We start from the raw sequence: 19,237 nt of genomic DNA, 5'->3' as shown, positions 1-19,237 counted from the left end.
GTGTGACGATTCTTTGACCAAACCTTGATAAGTAAACAGGCTACCACATCGTTTTTGCGGCGCGTTGCCCCCAGGCCTCATCATATTGCGTGCCACCTTCCTCGCCGTCTGACGCTTCGGCCAGGATTTCACCCATTGTCGGCAATATGGCGGCTTCGTCCCCGCTGCTCCAAGTCCGCGCACGCATCAGCGCACGGGCACACTGAGTGTAGACCTCGGTAATGTCGATGACGATCACGGTGGCCGGAAGCCTGCCTTGTTTTTCGAACCGGGTTCGAAGGTCTTGGTCCGCTGTCAGTCGGGCCGACCCGTTGACGCGCACAACATTGTTCGACCCTGGGACCATGAACATCAAGGACACACGCGGATCGCGCACGATATTGCGCAAGCTGTCCAGCCGGTTGTTTCCGCGCCAGTCGGGCATCGCCAATGTCTTTGGATCCAGTTCCAGAACCACCGAACCATCATCGCCACGTGGGCTGCCATCGACCCCTTCGGGCCCAACCGTACTGAGTACGCATAGCCGCGAAGCCATGACCCATTGCCGGTACATAGGCGTCAACCGGTACGCTACTTTACGCAATGATGGGGCGCCCGGTGCGCCGTAATGTCCCTCGAGCGTTTCGATATCGTCAATGAACTGCATCAGGATCAAACCCCACTTCTGTCATCAATGCGTTCGAGCGCGTCTCGATCACATCTTCCAATCGGTCCAGAAAGCGCGCACGTTCGACGCCGGGTTCTATCGGATCAAGGAAGTCGACGATCGCAAGGCCGGGTTTGCGCATCACGCCGCTTCGGGGCCAGAACACTCCGGCATTTGTTGCAACAGGTACGCAAGGGATTCCCAAGCCTTCGTACAGGACGGCAGTTCCAACCTTATACGGTTTGTGAACGCCTGGCGCGACACGGGTGCCCTGCGGATAGATCACCAACTGGCCAGGTTCTGTAAATTCCTTTGCCACATCCTGGACCATCTTGGCCACAGCAGCGCCCTTCTTGCCGCGATTGACCGGGATGCACCCCAGGCGGCTAGCGTAAAGCCCAATGACTGGCGTCCACAGTAATTCGCGCTTCATAATGAACTTGCCATGAGGAATCGCGCTAAAGATCATGATGATATCGAGGAAAGACTGGTGTTTGGCCCCGATGACCACCTCGTCCACTGGCACAGTCCCGCGAACTTCGCATCGAATACCAACCATCCAACGCGCCAGCCACATGGTTGTGCGCGCATAGGTCTTGCATGCATGTAACGCTCCGCGCTTTGCAAACATGGCGTAAGGAGCAAACACGAGGCCAAGGACCAGCATCCACATGTAGATCACGATCATGAAGACCAGTGAGCGGATCCATTGAATTGGAGTGGCCATTACGAAAGCTCCTTCAATTTGCGGTTTGCCGCAGTCCATGTGGCTAGAAAGGCCACCGCAGCACCCAGTACCGGGATGAGGGCTGGCAACAGCCACCCTGCCCCCTGAAAGCCCAGGCCCGTCAGAAAGCCGCCCTCGTCCGACGATGCCTCGGGCAGCAACAACACACCTGTCATTCCGAACAGCACACCAACCATCGCGCCAAAAAATGCGCGGTAGGTGAAGCGGCGAACAAACGCATTGGCAATAAATCGATCCCGGGCCCCGACTAGACGCAGCACCTCGATAATCTGCGCGTTGGCTGCCAGCGACGCATTGGCCGCCAATGTGATCATGGCGGCGGTCGCTCCGCCAATCAGAAGGATTGAGACCCAGCCAAGCCTCCGGAGCGAGCGGGCCGCATCAACCAAAGGTTCGCGCCAGCGCGAGTGGTCGTCCAGAACGGCTCCGGGCACCTCGGCCCCAAGACGCAGGCGCAATCCTGCTGCATCCAGACCTGGCTCACCTTCGACAATTTCGATCAGCTGCGGCACGGGCAGCGTGTCCAGTGGCAAATCCGGGCCAAACCAGGGCGACAACAGCGCAATCTGCTCCTCGATGGTCAACGCCCGGGCAGAGGCGACACCGGGTGTTTGCGACAACACCGTCAGCGCGGTTTCAGTCTGGGCGGCCATCTGGTCGGCCGGGGCATTGATCCGCACCGTGGCAGCGCCGGCAAGTTCGCTTGCCCAGCGGTCTGCCACTCGCCCCGACGCCAATGACAGAGCCAGCGCGAACACCGCAAGAAAGCCCATCGCACCGGACACGAACAGTGTGAGATGTGCAGTATAGCCAGTGGGCGGAACAACTCGGTCGGCACGACCATCACGTTTCAACAGGTTGCGGAAAGTTTCCACGTTCATAGATCCGCCCCCGCCAGTTGAATTTGGCGCTGCGAGATGCGCAAAACACGCGCCTGCACCTGGCTTTTCGCCGCACGGATCAGGCTAAGATCATGGGTCGCAATCAAGACTGTCTTACCCATCTTGTTCAACTCGACCAGCAGGCGCAAAAGGCGCTGAGACATTTCCCAATCCACATTGCCCGTCGGCTCATCGGCCAGCACGACATCGGGCGACAGCATCACCGCACGGGCCAGCGCCGCACGCTGGCGTTCACCGCCTGACAGCTCTGGTGGCAGCGCGTCAAGACGCGCACCCAGCCCGACCCAGTTTAACAGATCTGACAGATCTGTTTGCTCGGCAATTTCCGCCTTACCGGATACCATCAACGGCAAAGCGACATTCTCGGCCAAAGTCATGTGATCCAGAAACCGGCAATCCTGATGCACCACACCTATCCGGCGGCGCATCAGGGCCATCTGATCGCGGTTAAGGCGGGCGATATCCTGATCGAACACGCTCAGCCTTCCCGATGTGGGCAGCAATGCGCCATAGCAGAGCTTTAACAGGGTTGTTTTGCCAGCACCGGACGGCCCGGTCAGGAAATGAAACGACCCCGGTTGAAGCTTAAGCGATACGTCGCTCAGCAATTCACCTCCACCATAGGTGTAGCTGACATGGTCCAGCTCGATCACGGGGGCCCCCAATTTTTGTGCCGCTCTTCTTGCCCCAGCGCGGTTCAGGTTTCAATGCCCGTACCGGGTCCAAATGGTGACACTTGGCCCGCGAAACCGAAAACGCGCTTTGCTGTTTGGTTCTAACGGAATATCATTCTTAAAAAAACTATTATCAGGCCAACCCCCGGCCCGGAGGCAGCATGCGTCTTACTTGTCCCAACTGCAGTGCCCAATACGAGGTGCCAGACGAGGTCATTCCAGAGGAAGGCCGCGATGTTCAGTGTTCGAATTGCGAGAAAACGTGGTTCCAGGCCAAACATCCGGCGGATCCAGCCGTTGAGCAACCTTCAGATGAAACGTCTGCCGAGGATAAGGTTGTTCCACCGGCGGAGTCAGAAACCGCCGACCAGACCGAGCCCGAGCCCGAAGCCCTACCAAAGGATGGTGCGCCGGTCAGCAATGTGGATCCTTCGGTCGCCGATATTCTGAAGGAAGAAGCCGCACGCGAAGCCGAATTGCGGGCCCAGGAAGGCAGCAGTCTTGAAAGCCAGCCTGATCTTGCCCTTGATCCACCTTCCGAGCCGGAACCAGACCCCGAACAGGCGGTCAAGGAACTGACAGCTACAGAAACCGCTAAAGATTCCGGGCAAGGTGACGCCCTGCCCGATGTCGAGACGATCAATTCCGGATTCCGCGGCGACGCCTCTGCAGATGCGCCCGAGGTATCAGCGCCTGCGCCCCGCAAATCCGGCGGCTTTCTGCGTGGGTTCGCTCTGATCTTGATACTTGGTGTGATCCTGTTCCTGATCTACGGCAATGCTCCGCAAATCAGTGAGGCTGTTCCTCAGGCGGATGCAGTTCTCAAACCTTATGTGTCTTTGGTGGATCAAGCCCGGCTTTGGCTGGATACCCAGGCTGGCGCCTCTCAGAACTGATCAGAACCGTTCAAGCAGGCGCTTGAGATATTCCAATTCAATCTCGGGGCGTTCGGATTCACCGGTCCGGCGGCGAATTTCGTCCAGCAACTCGCGCGCACGGCGATAGACGTCCTCACCCTGCAGCAGGCTCTCATCGGTTGACATCGACCCGTTTGCCCCAGGGTTGCGGCCCAGTGGATCGCGGTTGTTGGCCTGCATATCGCCTTCCTGGCTGCCTTGACCTGGTTGATTCTGCTGGTTCTGGGCCAAGGCCTCACCTAACGAGCGCATCCCTTCCCGCAGCGCATCCATCGCTTCGGACTGGTTGTCGATAGCATCAGCCAGCTCGTCATTCCGCAGAGCCTGCTCAGCCTCATTCATGGCGCGGCCAGCGCGCCCAAGCGCATCACGGGCGGCTTCGCCTTCCGGGGTACCGGCACCGGGCAGGTTTTGTTGCTGGCGGCCCAGCTCATCGCGCAGGGCCTGTTGACGATCGGCCAGCGAACCCTGACCCTGCTGACCTTCATCAGCCTGGTCCGCACCCTGCCCCTGTCCGCCCTGGCCTTCGTGGCTCTGACCACGGCCCTGACCGCCATTGCGGCCCTGATTGCCCTGGTTTTCACCAGTCTGCGCACCGGGATTGAACTGCTCTTGCAGATCGCGGAAAGCCTGATCGCTCAGCCCCTGTTGATCGCGCAATGTCTCTGCCAAACCCTCCATTGCCTGTTGGCCTTCGGATTGCTGACCTTGACCCTGACCTTGCGTGACGCGCATGTTCTCCATCATCTGCTGGAATTCCTCCAGCGCCTGCTGCGCCTCGGCCATACGGCCCTGCTCCATCAGATCCTGAATTCGATCCATCATCCGTTGCAGATCATCCTGCGTCATTTGCAAGGATTCACCGTCTTGCCCCTGCTGACCTTCTTCGCCGTTCTGCTCTGCCAACCGCTGTAACTGTTGCAGATAGTCCTGGGTGGCCTCGCGCAGCTCTTGCATCAGCTCAGCGATCTCTTCGTCGCTTGCCCCGTTCTGCATCGCCTCCGTCAGGCGCTCCTGCGCCCGGCGCATCCGCTCAAGAGCGTCGGCAAGCGTACCGTCCTCGATCAATACGGCCAGCTTCCATAGTGAGGCCGCGATTTCTTCCTGCTGCGTCGGCTTCAACCCGTATTCGGTAAATGTCTCAAGCCGCCGAAGTGTCACCCGCAGGCGTAAATAGGCCGTATCCGAGCGGAACAGGTCCTCGGGCAGGTACGATACCGCCCGCAGAATCTGAGATACCCGTTTCGCGTTGTCCCGTGACCACAGCAGATCGCGCCGCTGTTCAACGATCGCAGCCGCCAGCGGATCAAAGAACCGACGCGCCGGAAGTGCTGTTGTATAGGGTTCAGACTGCCCTTGCTGATCGGCAGCATCACGCGCCATCAAAGTGATCTTTACTGGCAGATGCGCCCAGGGATGTTGTGAGAAATCCTCGATCAGATTCTCGGTGAAATCGGCCCGGTCGCCTGTAATGGGCATCGGTAACTCAACCTCGATCACCTCACGCGGTTCTGGATTCGCCATCAGACCATAGCGGCGATCAATTGCATCCAGATCCAGTTCGATCAGGGCAGAGCCTGCTATCACACCGTAATCATCTTTGGCCGCAAAGGGCAGTTTCATCTGGCCGCCTGCTTCGGATTTGGCAACGTCCGACACGGTGATCTGCGGAGACGTATCTGCGATCACTTCCAACGCCCAATCGCGTCCGGAAGGCCCGTCTATCGTCATTCGGCCCGAACGTTCGACGACAAATTCCTGTTCAGGGTCGGTGACCGCTTCCGTGCCCAGCGGTGTCGAGGTTTCGGTCAAGCTGTGCGCACCGACCTCGCCGTAGAATCGCAATGTGATGCGGCTGCCTTGCGGGACCGAAAGTGTCGGGGCGGATTGATCTGCCAGATAGAGCGTTGGCAAGCCGGTATAGCGTGGCGGCTCGACCCAGCCTTCCCAACTTGGTCCCTGACCGGCAACAGCTGCACCCGGTGTCATCTCTGTCACGGATCCTATGCGCCAAAATGAGCCGAAAAGCACAGCAATCACCAGCGCCAGCAAAGCTATGAACCTCAGAGCATAGGGGTCGCGGTCGGCCAGTCGGAGATCCGGCTTTACCGGCGCAGCCTGTGCGGCACGTTCCGCCATACGCGCCTGATGAGCCCGCCACAGGGCCACAGAATCAGTATCCATCGCGCCGATGGCCTGTTCATCCATCAGAGCCTGGATAGGACGCCCTGGCAGGGTCTCATCCATCCGGATCAACGCTTCGTTTCGTGTTGGGATACGGAACCGCCGCACGCCGTGGATCAGTGCAACCAACAGCCCAATCAACGCCGCCGACCCCGCGACCCAAACGGTTTCCACCCCGACATGGTCCTGCAGTCCGAGCATCAGCGCGGCCAACAGCGCCATGGAAATTGAGAAAAACGGCCAGAAAGACCGCCAAACCTGCTCGCTTAGCATCCCCACCTGCGTTAGCAGCAAAGACAATCTGGGGATCGGCAAGGTTTCTCTTGCGGTCAAGTCGGGCCTCCGTTCACCGGCCCGCGCGTCTATTGCGTCAGAGCCACTCGGGTATGGTATCGCGGTTTATGATTTCGTCAAAGCTCGGACGTTCACGAATTACGGCAAATTGATCTCCGTGCACCAGAACTTCGGGTATCAGGGGCCGCGTGTTGTATTCGCTGGACATGACCGCGCCATAGGCCCCTGCGCTGCGAAAGGCGACCAGATCACCAGCACCCAGTGACGGCATCTGCCGTTGCTTGGCAAATGTATCGCCGCTTTCGCAAACCGGACCGACGATATCATAAGGTTGCTGTTCCGTGCCCGGCACGGGTTCGATCACCGGTACGATATCGTGATAGGCTTCGTACATGGCCGGGCGGATCAGGTCGTTCATGGCACCGTCGAGGATCAGGAAATCCCGGCCCTCGCCGGATTTCACATAGATCACTTTGCTGACCATCAAACCAGCATTACCGGCAATCAGGCGGCCCGGCTCTATTTCGATTTCGCATCCCAGATGACCCAGAGTGTCTTTGATCAGCGCACCGTATTCCAAAGGCAGCGGCGGCGCGTCGTTCGAGCGCGCATAAGGAATGCCCAACCCCCCACCCAGATCAAGGCGGCGAATATTGTGGCCCTCACTGCGCAGCGTCTCGGTCAGCTCAGCAACCTTCTGATAGGCCAATGCAAAAGGCTCCAGCTCGGTCAGTTGCGAGCCGATATGGACGTCGATGCCAATGACCTTCAGCCCGGGCAGGCTGGCAGCGTGGGCATAGACTTCTGACGCACGGGCGATCGGAATGCCGAATTTATTCTCGGATTTTCCGGTGGCTATTTTGGCGTGGGTCTTGGCGTCCACATCCGGATTTACTCTAACGGTGATCGGAGCAACGACGCCCAAATCAAGCGCAACGGCGTTGATCACCTCCATCTCGGGTTCGGATTCCACGTTGAACTGACGAATGCCACCGGTCAGAGCAGTGCGAATTTCTTCGGCTGTTTTGCCAACGCCCGAAAACACGATCTTATCGCCGGGCACTCCGGCAGCTTTGGCCCGCAGGTATTCCCCACCCGAAACAACGTCCATCCCCGCGCCTGCCTCGGCCAGCGTCTTCAGGATCGCCTGATTGCTGGCGGCCTTCATCGCATAACATACGAGGTGGTCGGTCCCGTCCAACGCCTCATCGAACAGCTGGAAATGACGCAGCAGCGTCGCCGTCGAATAGACGTAAAAGGGTGTCCCAACCGCAGCTGCGATTTCGGAGATCGGGACATCCTCGGCGTAAAGCGCGCCGTCGCGGTAAAGAAAGTGATCCATAAAGACGCGCTTAGACCAGAATGCCCCGGCGGATCAATGGATTCTACGCAAACAGGGGTGTCGCGTCATTCAATATGCGAAACGCCGACCCGCCCATAACCGGATATCGAAATTCCAGATCCGCCGGATTGGGGTTCGGGATCGGGTCGCGGTTTATAGGATGGGTCGCAAGCCGCAAGAATGGCGAGGCCAAAGAACAGGCCTAAAATCTTCATATTCATTTCTTTTTCCAAGGTTTACGGCCAAGCGCCATTGATCGGTCTGAAATGGGAACTGAGTGCTGAAACTGCAACTCGGGAAACACTACCGCCCGAGAAAAACGCTCAGGGGGCCGCGTTGCAGGCCAACGCCGCCCCCGACATAGGCACCGCTGGTGCCGACGCCGATATTGGCGCTCATCGTTGGTTGGATCGGTTCACCATCCGCACCGCATCCGGCTAGGGTTACCCCGGCCAGAATCAACAGAACCGCAGTCAGAATTCGCATTACACCAACGCCTTCCATCGCTTGACCTGAGCCCGCACCTGATCCGGTGCCGTGCCGCCGTAAGACTGGCGCGAGTTTACCGAATTTTGCACCGTAAGGACAGAAAAGACGTCATCGGTGATCTGCGCATGCACTGTTTGCATATCCGCAAGCGTCAGGTCCGGCAGATCGCAGCCCTTGCTCTCGGCCATCGCAACCAGCGATCCGGTGACGTGATGGGCATCGCGGAACGGCAGGCCCAGAACGCGCACCAGCCAGTCGGCCAGATCAGTCGCGGTCGAAAAACCCGACCCTGCAGCCGCAGCCAGGCTTTCGCGGTTGGCGGTCATATCCTTGACCATGCCTTCCATCGCTGCCAGCGCCAGCATCCAGTTATCGGCAGCGTCAAAAACCTGTTCCTTGTCTTCCTGCATGTCCTTGGAATAGGCCAGCGGCAAGCCCTTCATCACCATCATCAGCGCGGTGTTGGCGCCATAAATGCGCCCGACCTTGGCACGGATCAGTTCTGCCGCATCCGGGTTCTTCTTTTGCGGCATGATAGACGAGCCAGTCGAAAAACGGTCAGACAGGGTGACAAAGCGGAACTGGGCAGAAGACCAGATCACCAGTTCTTCGGCAAAGCGCGACAGGTGCATTGCGCAGATCGAAGCAGTTGACAGAAATTCCAGCGCAAAATCGCGGTCACTGACGGCGTCCAGCGAATTGGCAGCGGGACGGTCAAAGCCCAGCGCCTCGGCGGTCATGACCCGATCAATAGGGAACGAGGTTCCAGCCAGCGCGGCAGCCCCCAGTGGGGATTCGTTCATCCGCGCGCGGGCATCGCGGACGCGCGACAGATCACGCCCGAACATTTCGACATAAGCCATCATGTGATGACCCCAGGTCACAGGCTGGGCGGTTTGCAGATGCGTAAAGCCCGGCATGACCCAGTCCGCCCCGGCCTCTGCCTGCGCTAAAAGCGCGCGGATTAGGGCCAGCAGACCGGTATCGGCGGCATCGAACTGATCACGCACCCACAGTTTAAAATCGGTTGCCACCTGATCATTGCGCGACCGGCCTGTGTGCAAACGGCCTGCAGGTTCGCCAATGACCTCTTTCAGCCGTGCCTCGACATTCATGTGGATGTCTTCCAGCGCGGTCGAGAACTGGAACGCCCCGCTCTGAATTTCTGACAATACGGTGAGCAGCCCTTCCCGAATAGCTTCAGCATCACTATCAGTTATAACGCCTGTGGCAGCCAACATGGCGGCATGGGCGCGCGAGCCTGCAATGTCCTGGGCTGCCATCCGCTGATCGAACCCGATCGAGGCATTGATTGCCTCCATGATCGCGTCTGGACCGGCGGCAAAGCGGCCGCCCCACATCTGGTTCGAAGATTGATCGGTCATGTAAGAAAACCCGGAGTTGATATGCGCCTATTTCGTCTGATCCCCCTTTATATGGCCCTTGCGCTAGGTGCAAACGCGGCTTTGGCCACAGATGCGGAAACTCTGGGTCCGCTGCGCGAAGGCACCCTGAAGCGGTTGATCCTGCACAAAGAGCCCAAACCGCACACCTTGGTCGAATTTCAGTTGGAAGATGACGGTGGCACCGCAACGCTTGCCGACTATCAGGGCAAATACGTTCTGCTGAACTTTTGGGCCACATGGTGCGCACCGTGCCGCAAGGAAATGCCTCAGATCGCCGAGTTGCAGGCGGAATTCGGGGGTGACAAATTCGAAGTCCTGACATTGGCCACCGGGCGCAACTCACCCGCGGGGATCAAGAAGTTTTTCGAGGAAAACAACATCGAGAACCTGCCGCGCCATCAAGATCCGGGCTCGGCTGTGGCACGTGAGTTCGGTGTCATTGCCCTGCCAATCACGGTCATTCTTGACCCCGATGGCAATGAAGTCGCCCGCCTGATCGGGGATGCCGAGTGGAATTCAGACAGTGCCAAGGCGATCATTGCGGCACTGGTCGCGGAAGAAAGCTAAGGTCGTTTTCCTGAAGTCCTGAATTTATGATAGCTTCCCCGTCGTTGTAACGAGGAGGCTTTCTTTATGAAGAACGTATTCACTCTGGCCATTGCTGCCTGTCTGGTTTTGGGCTCGGCATTGGTTGCCGAGGCCAAAGACATCAAGAAAGAACAAGATTTTCTGAATGCTGTTGCCGGTAAGAAACTGGTGAATGGCGGCACCTGGGTGCTTATTTCACCCGACGGGAAGATTTCCGGGCAAACCAGCGACAAGGTCAAATTCTCGGGCGCATGGGCCTGGAACAAAAGGTTTTGGTGCCGAACGCTTGTTGTTGGCGGAAATCAGATCCCGCAGGATTGCCAGAAAGTAACGATAGAAGGGAACCAGGTGACCTTTACCCGCAACAAGGGCAAGGGTGATTCCGGGGGGACCTATACGATTACCAACTGACCTCTTTACAAAGGCGCCGTGATTCCCAACCGGTGCCACAGGTCCAATTCCAGCTTACGCGACGCCACCTTTGACAGCCGCGCATCTGCTTTGCAGTTTGTCGGTCAGGAGGATGTCATGCCGCTTGAGATATTGTTGGTTCTGGTCGTTGGGGGGATCGGCGGAATTACTATTCTGCTGCATCTGACGGGCCGTTCGCGGCAGTTCGCCCTGACGCCTGATCTGGCCCGCGCGCAATGGTCGCGCCATTTCCCCGATGACGTGATCGCAGATGTAACCGTAGCGCATGACGAACGTTCCGCGCTGATCCGAACCACAACCGGTTCTGGCCTTTTGTGGTCGTTCGGCGCGGATACCGTGGCTCGCCACCTGCAGGATTATGACTGGATCGAGCATCCGGACGGATTCGAAGTTCAGTTTCATGATTTCGGAACCCCCTCAACCCGCATCCACCTCGATGACATCGAACGCGCCCACTGGCGACACCTGATGGAGCCCGCATGACCGACCAGATTTCCTTTCCCGATGCCGTGCAATGGGCAGTCCCGTTCTTTATCGCCGCAATTCTGGCCGAGTTCGTCTGGATCGCTTTCAAAGGCCGGGGCGGGCGCTATGAAACGCGGGATGCGGTCACCTCGCTGATCATGGGCGCGGGCAATATTGCCTCGGGGTTTCTGCTCGGTTTCATCGCCTACGGGTTCTTTATGTGGTTGTGGCAGATTACGCCGCTGAACCTGGGCACCTCGATCCCGGTGATTATCCTGTGCTTTTTTCTGGACGATTTGCGGTACTATTGGGTGCATCGGTTCGGGCACCGCATCCGTTGGGTCTGGGCCAGCCATGTGAACCATCATAGCTCTCAGCATTACAACCTGACCACGGCGTTACGTCAGACCTGGACTTATACATTCACCTTCATGATGGTCGTGCGCGCGCCGTTGATCCTGCTGGGGTTTCATCCGGCAATGGTTCTGTTTGTCGGCGGTCTGAACCTGATCTATCAGTTCTGGATTCACACCGAGGCCATCGGCAAGATGCCCCGCTGGTTCGAGGCGGTTATGAACACCCCCAGCCACCACCGCGCCCATCATGGCCGCAACGCGCGCTATCTGGATTGCAACTATGCTGGCGTGTTCATCATCTGGGACAAGATGTTCGGCACCTTTGTGCCAGAGCAGGTCGATGACAAGGTCGACTATGGGTTGGTTCACAATATCGGAACCTTCAACCCGTTGCGCGTCGCTTTTCACGAATGGGTCGGAATCTGGCAGGATGCCACGCAATCGGGGCTAACTTTGCGCCAGCGGTTGGCCTATTGCTTTGCCCCACCCGGTTACAGCCATGACGGCAGCCGGGATAGCTCGGAGCAGATCAAAGCCAAGCATATCTCGCGCAACCCCAGGGATCGAGGGACGCCTGGATTTGAGCATTTTGAGACCGAAACGCACAAATCCGAAGCAAAACAAGCTTGAATCCGCCGGTCATGTGCTGATTTTCTTGAAAATTAGCTTAGCCTGCACATATCCAAACGATGTGCATTACGAGTGACCGGAGATTATCATGACCCGTTGGACAACATTTTCCACAGTTTTAGGACTGATAGGCCTGCTTGTCGCAATGCTGACAGCGCTGGCCGCCGGGACCGCAACGCTGATCGCGTTTGGACTGGCCATGATGGTGCTGGGTTTTACGGGTGCAGTTATTGGTGCCGCGAGATCTCTGGGACGTGTTCTGGACGCAGCCCGCTGACATTTTCATTTCCATTAACCGCAGATTCACATCTTTGCCCTGAAATTGGATCCTGACCGACGACGGTAGGGAAGCGATTTCGATCATGCGGGACAGGAAACTGGCAGATTTACCCGAAGGATCAGACAGCCCGTTAAACGCGGCTGTGCTGTCGCGCGACAACTCAACGATCCAGATGGCTACGGATGCTGTCAAACACAAACAGTGCAAACTGGCCTTTCAACCGGTCATGCAGGCTAACGCGCCACATGGTATCGCCTTCTACGAGGGCTTCATCCGGGTGCTGGACGAAACCGGTCGTGTCATCCCGGCACGCGAGTTTATGCCTCAGCTTGAAAACACCCCGATTGGCCGCGAATTGGACTGCATCGCGCTTGAAATGGGCCTGCGCACATTGGCACGCACCCCGGACATCCGCATGTCGATCAATATGTCCGCACGGTCGATCGGATATGGACGTTGGTCGCGTGTTCTTGACCGGTTCATGAAAAAAGATGCCAGTATCGGTGAAAGGCTGATCCTTGAAATTTCCGAAAGTTCGGCCATGACCGTGCCGGAACTCGTGGTCGATTTCATGGACCGGTTGCAACCACGTGGCGTTGCATTTGCGCTGGATGATTTTGGGGCCAGCAATTTCTGCTTCCGCCATTTCCGCGAGTTTCTTTTTGATGCCGCCAAGATTGATGGCCAGTTCATCCGCGGCATCAGTGAAAACCCGGATAATCAGGCGCTGGTTCGTGCCCTGATCGCAGTAGCAAGGGAATTTGAGATTCTGGTCACGGCCGAATCGGTCGAAACCAAGGCGGATGCTGAGTTTTTGGTGGCCAATGGCGTCGATTGTCTGCAAGGATTTCTGTTCGGCGCACCTACGGTTTCTGCGCCCTGGAAAACGGAAAACGAACAGAAATCGGCGGGTTAACCCCAAAAAACTAGGGACCTTGGGTCCTGAGACAAGCTGCCCGTTGCTGCAAATGCAGCATTGCGCTATTGCAGTGATACTTGAGCGGGGGATTACGGGGCGCTCTTGTTGCGGGGGGAACCTCTCGACCTGCGCCGTCAGACATTCCGCCGGACCATGACGGTAAAGGACTGATCATAATGACCAATGTAGTTATCGCATCCGCCGCACGTACAGGCGTCGGCAGCTTTGGTGGTTCGTTTGCGAACACCGCAGCCCATGATTTGGGCACAGCCGTTCTTGAAGCCGTTGTCGAACGCGCCGGAATCGAAAAAGGCGAAGTCAGCGAGACAATTTTGGGTCAGGTTCTGACCGCAGCCCAGGGTCAGAACCCGGCGCGTCAGGCACATATCAACGCCGGTCTGCCGCAAGAAAGCGCGGCCTGGGGCATCAACCAGGTCTGCGGATCCGGCCTGCGCGCCGTGGCACTGGGCGCACAGCATATCCAACTGGGCGATGCTGATATCGTCGCTGCTGGCGGACAAGAGAACATGACCCTGTCGCCCCATGCCGCCGCTCTGCGCGCCGGACAAAAGATGGGCGACATGAAGTATATCGACACAATGATCCGCGATGGACTGTGGGATGCGTTCAACGGGTATCACATGGGTCAAACCGCCGAAAACGTTGCTGAAAAGTGGCAGATCAGCCGCGATATGCAGGATGAATTCGCCGTCGCAAGCCAGAACAAGGCCGAAGCTGCGCAGAAGGCAGGCAAATTCGCCGATGAGATCACCCCCTTTACCATCAAGACCCGCAAGGGTGACATCGTGATGGACAAGGACGAATACATCCGCCACGGCGCAACCATGGAAGCCATGGCCAAACTGCGCCCGGCTTTTGCTAAGGACGGATCGGTCACCGCCGCCAATGCCTCGGGCCTGAACGACGGCGCGGCTGCGACCCTGCTGATGTCGGCGGCAAATGCCGAAAAGCGCGGGATTGAGCCTCTGGCGCGGATTGCATCTTATGCTACCGCTGGTCTGGACCCGTCGATTATGGGCGTCGGCCCGATCTATGCCTCGCGCAAGGCGCTGGAAAAGGCGGGCTGGTCGGTTGACGATCTGGATCTGATCGAAGCCAACGAAGCCTTTGCCGCACAAGCTTGTGCAGTGAACAAAGACATGGGCTGGGACCCGTCCATCGTGAACGTCAATGGCGGCGCCATTGCCATCGGTCACCCGATCGGCGCCTCGGGCTGCCGCGTTCTGAACACTCTGTTGTTCGAAATGAAGCGGCGGGACGCGAAAAAAGGTCTGGCGACTCTGTGCATCGGTGGCGGCATGGGCGTCGCCCTATGTGTCGAGCGCGACTGATCTAACAATGCCTTCTCGGCCCACTCTTATTTCGGCCCTTGTGATTTGCTTTGCAGGGGCCGCAGACGCACAGAACCGTCAACCGCTTTCGACCAGCCTGACGGAGTGCAGCGTCATCTTTACAGAGCAGGCCGATCTGAGAGCACGCCGGAACAAGGACCAAACAACCACAGACGCCGTGCTTGCCAGCGCGGCGTTATTCGTTGTGGAAGCTCGTGATCAGGCCGCAATAGAAGGCATTAAGAACCCCTACAAACACATCCAGTCCGCGCAGGTTCGATTGTCCGAGACATGGCACGTTCGCTTTGGCAATTTGGCTCTGCTGAACGAAAATAAGGACTGGATCGACTATTGCCGTGCATTGGGTAAAGATCGTGGCCTCACACTACCCTGAGGCGAAACCAAAAACCCCAGCGCTGCGGCAACTTGCCTGCGCAATATTGTTGCGCTGGTTGGTTCGGAATAGTAACAGCATTACCAAGACGACTTAAATTGGAGGATTCCTAAATGGCACGAACAGCACTCGTCACCGGCGGTTCCCGCGGCATTGGCGCAGCAATTTCCAAGGCGCTTAAGGCCGAAGGGTACAATGTTGCAGCCACCTACGCGGGGAACGACGAAGCCGCCGCGAATTTCACCGACGAGACCGGAATCGCCACCTACAAATGGAACGTTGCGGATTATGACGAATCCAAAGCGGGCATCGAAAAGGTCGAAGCCGAGATTGGCCCGATCGACATCGTTGTTGCCAATGCCGGCATCACCAAGGACGCCCCATTCCACAAAATGACACCCGAGCAGTGGCATCAGGTGATCGACACCAACCTGACCGGCGTATTCAACACCGTTCACCCGGTTTGGCCTGGCATGCGTGAGCGCAAGTTTGGCCGTGTCATCGTCATCAGCTCGATCAACGGTCAAAAGGGTCAGTTCGCTCAGGTGAACTATGCCGCAACCAAGGCGGGTGACCTGGGAATCGTGAAGTCGCTGGCGCAGGAAGGCGCGCGCGCGGGCATCACCGCCAACGCTATCTGCCCCGGCTATATCGCAACCGAAATGGTCATGGCTGTCCCCGAGAAGGTTCGTGATTCCATCATCAGCCAGATTCCGGCGGGCCGACTGGGCGAACCGGAAGAGATCGCACGCTGCGTTGCTTTCTTGGCCTCTGAAGACTCGCAATTCATCAACGGATCGACCATCTCGGCCAATGGTGCTCAGTTCTTCGCCTAAGTTGGCTGCCAAAATGCAAGCGGGCCGGTTCTAAGCAGAACCGGCCCTTCTTTTATCCCGTAAGACCGCGCGCGCTGCGATCAGCGGGAACCGAAAATCCACTTCAACACATTCAGAACCGCTTTGCCCCGCGCCTCATGCGCGCGCAGAATCGCCGATTGTGCAGCTGGATTTGTTGTCATCTCAATCATGGCAGCCTCTCAATTCAAAACAGTTTTCCTTGACTTATGAGCAATATGAACTCTAGTTGGCAAAGCCGCAAACGAGCTTTTTTGAACATTCAGTTAAGAATTTCTATACTATGAGCGACTACCTGCCGCCCTTGACCGCTTTGCGTGCCTTTGATGCCGCCGCCCGGCACATGTCTTTTGCCAAAGCCGCGGCAGAGCTGCATGTAACGCCTGCGGCCCTGTCCTTTCAGATCAAATCCCTTGAGGAGCATTTGGGCCGCCCTCTGTTTCACCGCCTGAACCGCGCGGTGGAGCTGACAGAGACTGGGCGCACCCTGGCCCCGGGCGCCGCGGATGGATTTGCCACGTTACAAGCCGCATGGCGCGCCGTGAGCAGACAGGGTGACGACACTAGCCTGACCGTCACAGCGGGCCCTGCCCTGACGGCCAAATGGCTGGCGCCCCGCCTGTACGAATTTGCCCGCGCACATCCCGAAATAGATCTGAAATTCTCGGCCACGTTACGCATCATCGACCTTGAACGGGATGATGTGGATGTGGCCATTCGATTTGGCGAAGGTGCGGATAAGGGGCTGTATTCCGTGCCAGTGCGCCGGGAATGGCTGACGCCGGTCATGACGCCCGAGCTCGCCCGCCAGTTCACCACGCCGGGAAGCCTGCGGGATGCACCGTTGATCCATGACGCCTCGATCCGCTTTCTGACCCCACCCAGTGATTGGCCCGCCTGGTTCAGGGCCGTGGGCATCGCACATACCCCGACCCATGGTGCCGAGTTTTCGAACGCCGATCACGCAATTGACGCGGCTGTTGCGGGCGTTGGCGTCGCGCTTGGCCGCCGGGCCATGATCCTGAAAGATCTGACCGAAGGCACGCTGGTCGCACCTTTCAAGACCGCCATCGAAACAAAGGGGCGCTTTCGCTTCCTGTGCCTCTCGGGGGCCGAGAACCGCCCTCAGATTGCGGCGTTTCGGGATTGGTTTCTGGCCGAGATTGAAAAGACCGCACATATATCCGATGAGTTCGACATCATTCCAGTCGAGGACCTGTCAGCCGCATGACCCGAAACCGCGCCACTACTATCGGTTTTGTCGCCGTTTTACTCTGGTCCCTTCTAGCCCTGTTCACCGTCGGTTCAGCACCGGTTCCTGCGCTGTTGCTGAATACGATCTGCTTCTCGATCGGGGGTACGCTGGGGCTGGTCTGGGCCTGGGCCAATGGTGGGCTGGGGCAGTTGCGGTCCGTGCGTTGGACCACCTATCTGTTTGGCACCATCGGGTTGTTTGGCTATCACGCACTCTACTTCTCGGCCCTGCGCATGGCCCCTGCAGCCGAGGCCGGGCTGATTGCCTATCTCTGGCCCCTGTTGATTGTGCTGTTCTCAGGTTTGCTACCGGGCGAGCATCTGCGTGCAGGGCACCTGATCGGAGCCTGCCTGGGCTTTGCTGGGGCCGCTGTGATCATCGCCGGGGGTGGTGGCGCAGGATTTCAGGCCAGCCACCTACCCGGTTACGGGCTGGCGCTGCTGTGTGCTCTGACCTGGTCGGGCTATTCCGTTATGTCCCGTCGTCTTGGGGATACCCCCACAAGCTCTGTCGCTGTGTTCTGCATCTTTACCGCCATCGCCTCGGGTGGTCTGCATCTAGCCATCGAAGAAACCGTTTGGCCGGACACGGCCTTTGGCTGGGCCTCGATCGCGGCACTTGGGTTGGGGCCTGTCGGTCTGGCGTTCTATGTCTGGGATATCGGGGTCAAACAAGGCGACATTCAGATTCTTGGCACCGCGTCTTATGCAGCGCCCCTGTTGTCTACCGTCGTTTTGGTGGTTGCCAGGATCGCAGCCCCATCCTGGGGCCTGGCAATCGCAGCCGTCCTGGTCACCGGCGGCGCGGCCATCGCCGCGCGCGCCAGCCTTAAAAGTTAACTGGAAAGTCGCTCTATCTCTTCCTTAAGCCTCAGCTTCTGTTTCTTGAGTTGAGCGATATGGAGATCGTCGATGCCTGGCGCGCGCTGGGCTTGTTCTACTTCGAGACCGAGAGTTTCGTGCTTCTTCTTCAGTTCCGTCAGATGTGCGCTCACGCTCATGGCGATACTCCTTCATTGGTGTCTCTGAATAACGTAGGAAGTTGAGCACATCGTTTCCAGCCTGTCACGCTGCAGACGCACAGATTCTATAATAAATCTGACAAATTCGGCTGGTTGGCGCCTATTGATCCGAAAACCCGTTCAGCGCAGCACCGTCGCGCAAAACGGACGATATCTGAGAGGTATAACTTTCGCCGTCTTTTTCGTGGCGCACACCCTTGTGCAAAATCAGCGGGGCATGCAGTTGAAACGCAGACCGACCGCCTTTTCTGGCCCTAATGATCCCCAATTCAGCCTTCCGACCTGCCCGCGCGGCCAGGGGCAGAACTTCGACTGAGCCAAGCCGCCCCGCACAGGCTGACAGCATGTCGGGCAACCGATCGGCCTTTTGGATCATGTGCAGATAGCCCCGCGGTGCAAGGCGCTTTGCCGCACAATCGAACCAATCGCACAACGGGGTATCCTCGCCCAAGGCAATTCCGCGACCTGAGTCCGCCGCAGGGCTGTGGGCACCGGCCAAGTAATAGGGTGGATTCGCAATCACATGATCGAACTGCTGTTGTTTCAGCTCAGTTGGCAGTTTGCTCAGATCGGCCTGCACCACTGTCAGCGCCTGCGCATTCTGATCCGCGTTGCGGGTGGCCAGATCGGCATAGGGCGATTGCAGCTCAACACCCGTGGCGTTCAATCCCGGCACGCGCGCCATCAGGCACAAGATGGCGGCACCAGCGCCACATCCCAGCTCCAGCACGGATTGCCCAGCCTTGGCCGGTACCGCTGCCGCCAGCAAGACAGGATCGACCCCGGCGCGATAGCCGGACAGGGGCTGCCAAAGCCGAACGCGCCCATTCAAAAAGTCGTTCAAACTTAGCTCTGGGTCAGTGAATTGCGTCATCGGCCCAGCGGGATCTCATTGTCGCGCATCACCCGTTCCGCGCGGGTCAAATCATCTGCCCGCACCATAAGGCGACGCGGGAAAATACCGATGCCGCCTTCTAGGATGCTCATATTTACGTCCATCTGAAAGCAGTCTATATCCTCGCCCTGAAGTAGGGCGGATGCAAAGGCCAGGATCGTCGGATCAGTGCTGCGCAAAAGTTCTTTCATGGG

At 58.0% G+C, this 19,237-nt stretch carries 24 protein-coding genes; 12 read left to right on the top strand and 12 right to left on the bottom strand.

What is annotated here, in order from left to right; genetic code table 11:
• Window positions 1-40 precede the first annotated feature (40 nt).
• Genes AC2FHW_RS05975 through AC2FHW_RS05960 form a run of 4 tightly spaced genes read right to left on the bottom strand, consistent with a single transcriptional unit; the run spans window position 41 to window position 2,949 of the window.
• The gene (locus AC2FHW_RS05975; RefSeq protein ID WP_271948452.1) at window positions 41-646 is read right to left on the bottom strand and encodes a pyridoxamine 5'-phosphate oxidase family protein; all 606 of its coding nucleotides are present in this window, start codon (window positions 644-646) and stop codon (window positions 41-43) included.
• Window positions 633-1,373, bottom strand: a complete 741-nt coding sequence (locus AC2FHW_RS05970; protein WP_142635450.1) for a lysophospholipid acyltransferase family protein — start codon at window positions 1,371-1,373, stop codon at window positions 633-635. Before AC2FHW_RS05970 ends, AC2FHW_RS05975 begins: the two co-directional genes overlap by 14 nt.
• Complete coding sequence (locus AC2FHW_RS05965; protein WP_281995228.1) at window positions 1,373-2,275, bottom strand: cell division protein FtsX; 903 nt, start codon at window positions 2,273-2,275, stop codon at window positions 1,373-1,375. Before AC2FHW_RS05965 ends, AC2FHW_RS05970 begins: the two co-directional genes overlap by 1 nt.
• A complete protein-coding gene (locus tag AC2FHW_RS05960; RefSeq protein WP_142635446.1) occupies window positions 2,272-2,949 on the bottom strand; it encodes a cell division ATP-binding protein FtsE in 678 nt (225 codons plus the stop codon). The genes AC2FHW_RS05965 and AC2FHW_RS05960 overlap by 4 nt, the downstream gene beginning before the upstream one ends.
• Before the next feature lie 182 nt (window positions 2,950-3,131).
• Here AC2FHW_RS05960 and AC2FHW_RS05955 point away from each other — a divergent pair, with 182 nt between their 5' ends.
• On the top strand, window positions 3,132-3,866 hold the full coding sequence (locus AC2FHW_RS05955) for a zinc-ribbon domain-containing protein (protein ID WP_496821603.1): 735 nt from the start codon (window positions 3,132-3,134) through the stop codon (window positions 3,864-3,866).
• Here the strand turns inward: AC2FHW_RS05955 and AC2FHW_RS05950 are convergent, their stop codons facing one another.
• The 5 genes from AC2FHW_RS05950 to argH all read right to left on the bottom strand — a co-directional run bounded on the left by AC2FHW_RS05950 (window position 3,867) and on the right by argH (window position 9,581).
• Window positions 3,867-6,404: a TIGR02302 family protein gene (locus AC2FHW_RS05950; RefSeq protein WP_496821602.1), complete on the bottom strand. Its 2,538-nt coding sequence runs from the start codon at window positions 6,402-6,404 to the stop codon at window positions 3,867-3,869.
• A gap of 37 nt (window positions 6,405-6,441) precedes the next feature.
• Entirely contained in the window at window positions 6,442-7,707 is a 1,266-nt protein-coding gene (gene lysA / locus AC2FHW_RS05945; protein ID WP_271948459.1) for a diaminopimelate decarboxylase, read from the bottom strand.
• A gap of 65 nt (window positions 7,708-7,772) precedes the next feature.
• Window positions 7,773-7,928 carry a hypothetical protein gene (locus AC2FHW_RS05940; protein ID WP_185956656.1) on the bottom strand — a complete coding sequence of 52 codons (156 nt, stop codon included), beginning with the start codon at window positions 7,926-7,928 and terminating at the stop codon, window positions 7,773-7,775.
• A gap of 82 nt (window positions 7,929-8,010) precedes the next feature.
• On the bottom strand, window positions 8,011-8,193 hold the full coding sequence (locus tag AC2FHW_RS05935; RefSeq protein WP_281972558.1) for an argininosuccinate lyase: 183 nt from the start codon (window positions 8,191-8,193) through the stop codon (window positions 8,011-8,013).
• Entirely contained in the window at window positions 8,193-9,581 is a 1,389-nt protein-coding gene (gene argH, locus AC2FHW_RS05930) for an argininosuccinate lyase (protein ID WP_281972559.1), read from the bottom strand. The genes AC2FHW_RS05935 and argH overlap by 1 nt, the downstream gene beginning before the upstream one ends.
• A gap of 21 nt (window positions 9,582-9,602) precedes the next feature.
• On the opposite strand from argH, the gene AC2FHW_RS05925 reads away from it, so the two are divergent.
• The 11 genes from AC2FHW_RS05925 (at window position 9,603) to yddG (ending at window position 17,966) form a co-directional block, all read left to right on the top strand.
• On the top strand, window positions 9,603-10,169 hold the full coding sequence (locus AC2FHW_RS05925; protein WP_271948463.1) for a TlpA disulfide reductase family protein: 567 nt from the start codon (window positions 9,603-9,605) through the stop codon (window positions 10,167-10,169).
• 66 nt (window positions 10,170-10,235) lie between these two features.
• On the top strand, window positions 10,236-10,601 hold the full coding sequence (locus AC2FHW_RS05920; RefSeq protein WP_281972561.1) for a hypothetical protein: 366 nt from the start codon (window positions 10,236-10,238) through the stop codon (window positions 10,599-10,601).
• A 117-nt stretch (window positions 10,602-10,718) separates the two neighbouring features.
• The gene (locus AC2FHW_RS05915; protein WP_281972562.1) at window positions 10,719-11,105 is read left to right on the top strand and encodes a hypothetical protein; all 387 of its coding nucleotides are present in this window, start codon (window positions 10,719-10,721) and stop codon (window positions 11,103-11,105) included.
• Window positions 11,102-12,073 (top strand): sterol desaturase family protein, encoded by a 972-nt coding sequence (locus tag AC2FHW_RS05910; RefSeq protein ID WP_282021645.1) that lies wholly within the window; start codon window positions 11,102-11,104, stop codon window positions 12,071-12,073. The genes AC2FHW_RS05915 and AC2FHW_RS05910 overlap by 4 nt, the downstream gene beginning before the upstream one ends.
• A gap of 88 nt (window positions 12,074-12,161) precedes the next feature.
• Window positions 12,162-12,350: a hypothetical protein gene (locus tag AC2FHW_RS05905; protein ID WP_281995235.1), complete on the top strand. Its 189-nt coding sequence runs from the start codon at window positions 12,162-12,164 to the stop codon at window positions 12,348-12,350.
• Window positions 12,351-12,435: 85 nt separating this feature from the next.
• Window positions 12,436-13,269: an EAL domain-containing protein gene (locus AC2FHW_RS05900; RefSeq protein ID WP_271948473.1), complete on the top strand. Its 834-nt coding sequence runs from the start codon at window positions 12,436-12,438 to the stop codon at window positions 13,267-13,269.
• Between the two features lie 179 nt (window positions 13,270-13,448).
• A complete protein-coding gene (locus AC2FHW_RS05895; RefSeq protein WP_142635424.1) occupies window positions 13,449-14,624 on the top strand; it encodes an acetyl-CoA C-acetyltransferase in 1,176 nt (391 codons plus the stop codon).
• Window positions 14,625-14,631: 7 nt separating this feature from the next.
• The gene (locus AC2FHW_RS05890) at window positions 14,632-15,018 is read left to right on the top strand and encodes a hypothetical protein (protein ID WP_496821599.1); all 387 of its coding nucleotides are present in this window, start codon (window positions 14,632-14,634) and stop codon (window positions 15,016-15,018) included.
• A gap of 113 nt (window positions 15,019-15,131) precedes the next feature.
• On the top strand, window positions 15,132-15,854 hold the full coding sequence (phbB, locus tag AC2FHW_RS05885; protein ID WP_271948478.1) for an acetoacetyl-CoA reductase: 723 nt from the start codon (window positions 15,132-15,134) through the stop codon (window positions 15,852-15,854).
• 301 nt (window positions 15,855-16,155) lie between these two features.
• Window positions 16,156-17,103, top strand: coding sequence for a transcriptional regulator GcvA (locus tag AC2FHW_RS05880; RefSeq protein WP_496821597.1), 948 nt, complete (start codon window positions 16,156-16,158; stop codon window positions 17,101-17,103).
• Window positions 17,100-17,966, top strand: coding sequence for an aromatic amino acid exporter YddG (gene yddG, locus AC2FHW_RS05875; protein WP_496821596.1), 867 nt, complete (start codon window positions 17,100-17,102; stop codon window positions 17,964-17,966). The genes AC2FHW_RS05880 and yddG overlap by 4 nt, the downstream gene beginning before the upstream one ends.
• Here yddG and AC2FHW_RS05870 read toward each other — a convergent pair.
• The 3 genes from AC2FHW_RS05870 to AC2FHW_RS05860 form a co-directional block, all read right to left on the bottom strand.
• Window positions 17,963-18,127, bottom strand: coding sequence for a YdcH family protein (locus tag AC2FHW_RS05870; protein ID WP_142635414.1), 165 nt, complete (start codon window positions 18,125-18,127; stop codon window positions 17,963-17,965). The two genes, yddG and AC2FHW_RS05870, sit on opposite strands and share 4 nt — an antisense overlap.
• 121 nt (window positions 18,128-18,248) lie before the next feature.
• On the bottom strand, window positions 18,249-19,022 hold the full coding sequence (locus AC2FHW_RS05865; RefSeq protein ID WP_496821594.1) for a tRNA1(Val) (adenine(37)-N6)-methyltransferase: 774 nt from the start codon (window positions 19,020-19,022) through the stop codon (window positions 18,249-18,251).
• Entirely contained in the window at window positions 19,019-19,234 is a 216-nt protein-coding gene (locus AC2FHW_RS05860; RefSeq protein ID WP_496696474.1) for a putative signal transducing protein, read from the bottom strand. The genes AC2FHW_RS05865 and AC2FHW_RS05860 overlap by 4 nt, the downstream gene beginning before the upstream one ends.
• Window positions 19,235-19,237: the final 3 nt, after the last annotated feature.

Source organism: Ruegeria sp. YTSA108, from assembly GCF_059610185.1.
This window is presented reverse-complemented; position numbering and strand designations above follow the sequence as displayed.

Coding starts and splice junctions, on each gene's coding strand:
- AC2FHW_RS05975 (WP_271948452.1), bottom strand. CDS start 646: ATGCAGTTCATTGACGATATCGAAACGCTCGAGGGACATTACGGCGCA.
- AC2FHW_RS05970 (WP_142635450.1), bottom strand. CDS start 1,373: ATGGCCACTCCAATTCAATGGATCCGCTCACTGGTCTTCATGATCGTG.
- AC2FHW_RS05965 (WP_281995228.1), bottom strand. CDS start 2,275: ATGAACGTGGAAACTTTCCGCAACCTGTTGAAACGTGATGGTCGTGCC.
- AC2FHW_RS05955 (WP_496821603.1), top strand. CDS start 3,132: ATGCGTCTTACTTGTCCCAACTGCAGTGCCCAATACGAGGTGCCAGAC.
- lysA (WP_271948459.1), bottom strand. CDS start 7,707: ATGGATCACTTTCTTTACCGCGACGGCGCGCTTTACGCCGAGGATGTC.
- AC2FHW_RS05940 (WP_185956656.1), bottom strand. CDS start 7,928: ATGAATATGAAGATTTTAGGCCTGTTCTTTGGCCTCGCCATTCTTGCG.
- AC2FHW_RS05935 (WP_281972558.1), bottom strand. CDS start 8,193: ATGCGAATTCTGACTGCGGTTCTGTTGATTCTGGCCGGGGTAACCCTA.
- argH (WP_281972559.1), bottom strand. CDS start 9,581: ATGACCGATCAATCTTCGAACCAGATGTGGGGCGGCCGCTTTGCCGCC.
- AC2FHW_RS05925 (WP_271948463.1), top strand. CDS start 9,603: ATGCGCCTATTTCGTCTGATCCCCCTTTATATGGCCCTTGCGCTAGGT.
- AC2FHW_RS05920 (WP_281972561.1), top strand. CDS start 10,236: ATGAAGAACGTATTCACTCTGGCCATTGCTGCCTGTCTGGTTTTGGGC.
- AC2FHW_RS05915 (WP_281972562.1), top strand. CDS start 10,719: ATGCCGCTTGAGATATTGTTGGTTCTGGTCGTTGGGGGGATCGGCGGA.
- AC2FHW_RS05910 (WP_282021645.1), top strand. CDS start 11,102: ATGACCGACCAGATTTCCTTTCCCGATGCCGTGCAATGGGCAGTCCCG.
- AC2FHW_RS05905 (WP_281995235.1), top strand. CDS start 12,162: ATGACCCGTTGGACAACATTTTCCACAGTTTTAGGACTGATAGGCCTG.
- AC2FHW_RS05900 (WP_271948473.1), top strand. CDS start 12,436: ATGCGGGACAGGAAACTGGCAGATTTACCCGAAGGATCAGACAGCCCG.
- AC2FHW_RS05895 (WP_142635424.1), top strand. CDS start 13,449: ATGACCAATGTAGTTATCGCATCCGCCGCACGTACAGGCGTCGGCAGC.
- AC2FHW_RS05890 (WP_496821599.1), top strand. CDS start 14,632: ATGCCTTCTCGGCCCACTCTTATTTCGGCCCTTGTGATTTGCTTTGCA.
- phbB (WP_271948478.1), top strand. CDS start 15,132: ATGGCACGAACAGCACTCGTCACCGGCGGTTCCCGCGGCATTGGCGCA.
- AC2FHW_RS05880 (WP_496821597.1), top strand. CDS start 16,156: ATGAGCGACTACCTGCCGCCCTTGACCGCTTTGCGTGCCTTTGATGCC.
- yddG (WP_496821596.1), top strand. CDS start 17,100: ATGACCCGAAACCGCGCCACTACTATCGGTTTTGTCGCCGTTTTACTC.
- AC2FHW_RS05870 (WP_142635414.1), bottom strand. CDS start 18,127: ATGAGCGTGAGCGCACATCTGACGGAACTGAAGAAGAAGCACGAAACT.
- AC2FHW_RS05865 (WP_496821594.1), bottom strand. CDS start 19,022: ATGACGCAATTCACTGACCCAGAGCTAAGTTTGAACGACTTTTTGAAT.
- AC2FHW_RS05860 (WP_496696474.1), bottom strand. CDS start 19,234: ATGAAAGAACTTTTGCGCAGCACTGATCCGACGATCCTGGCCTTTGCA.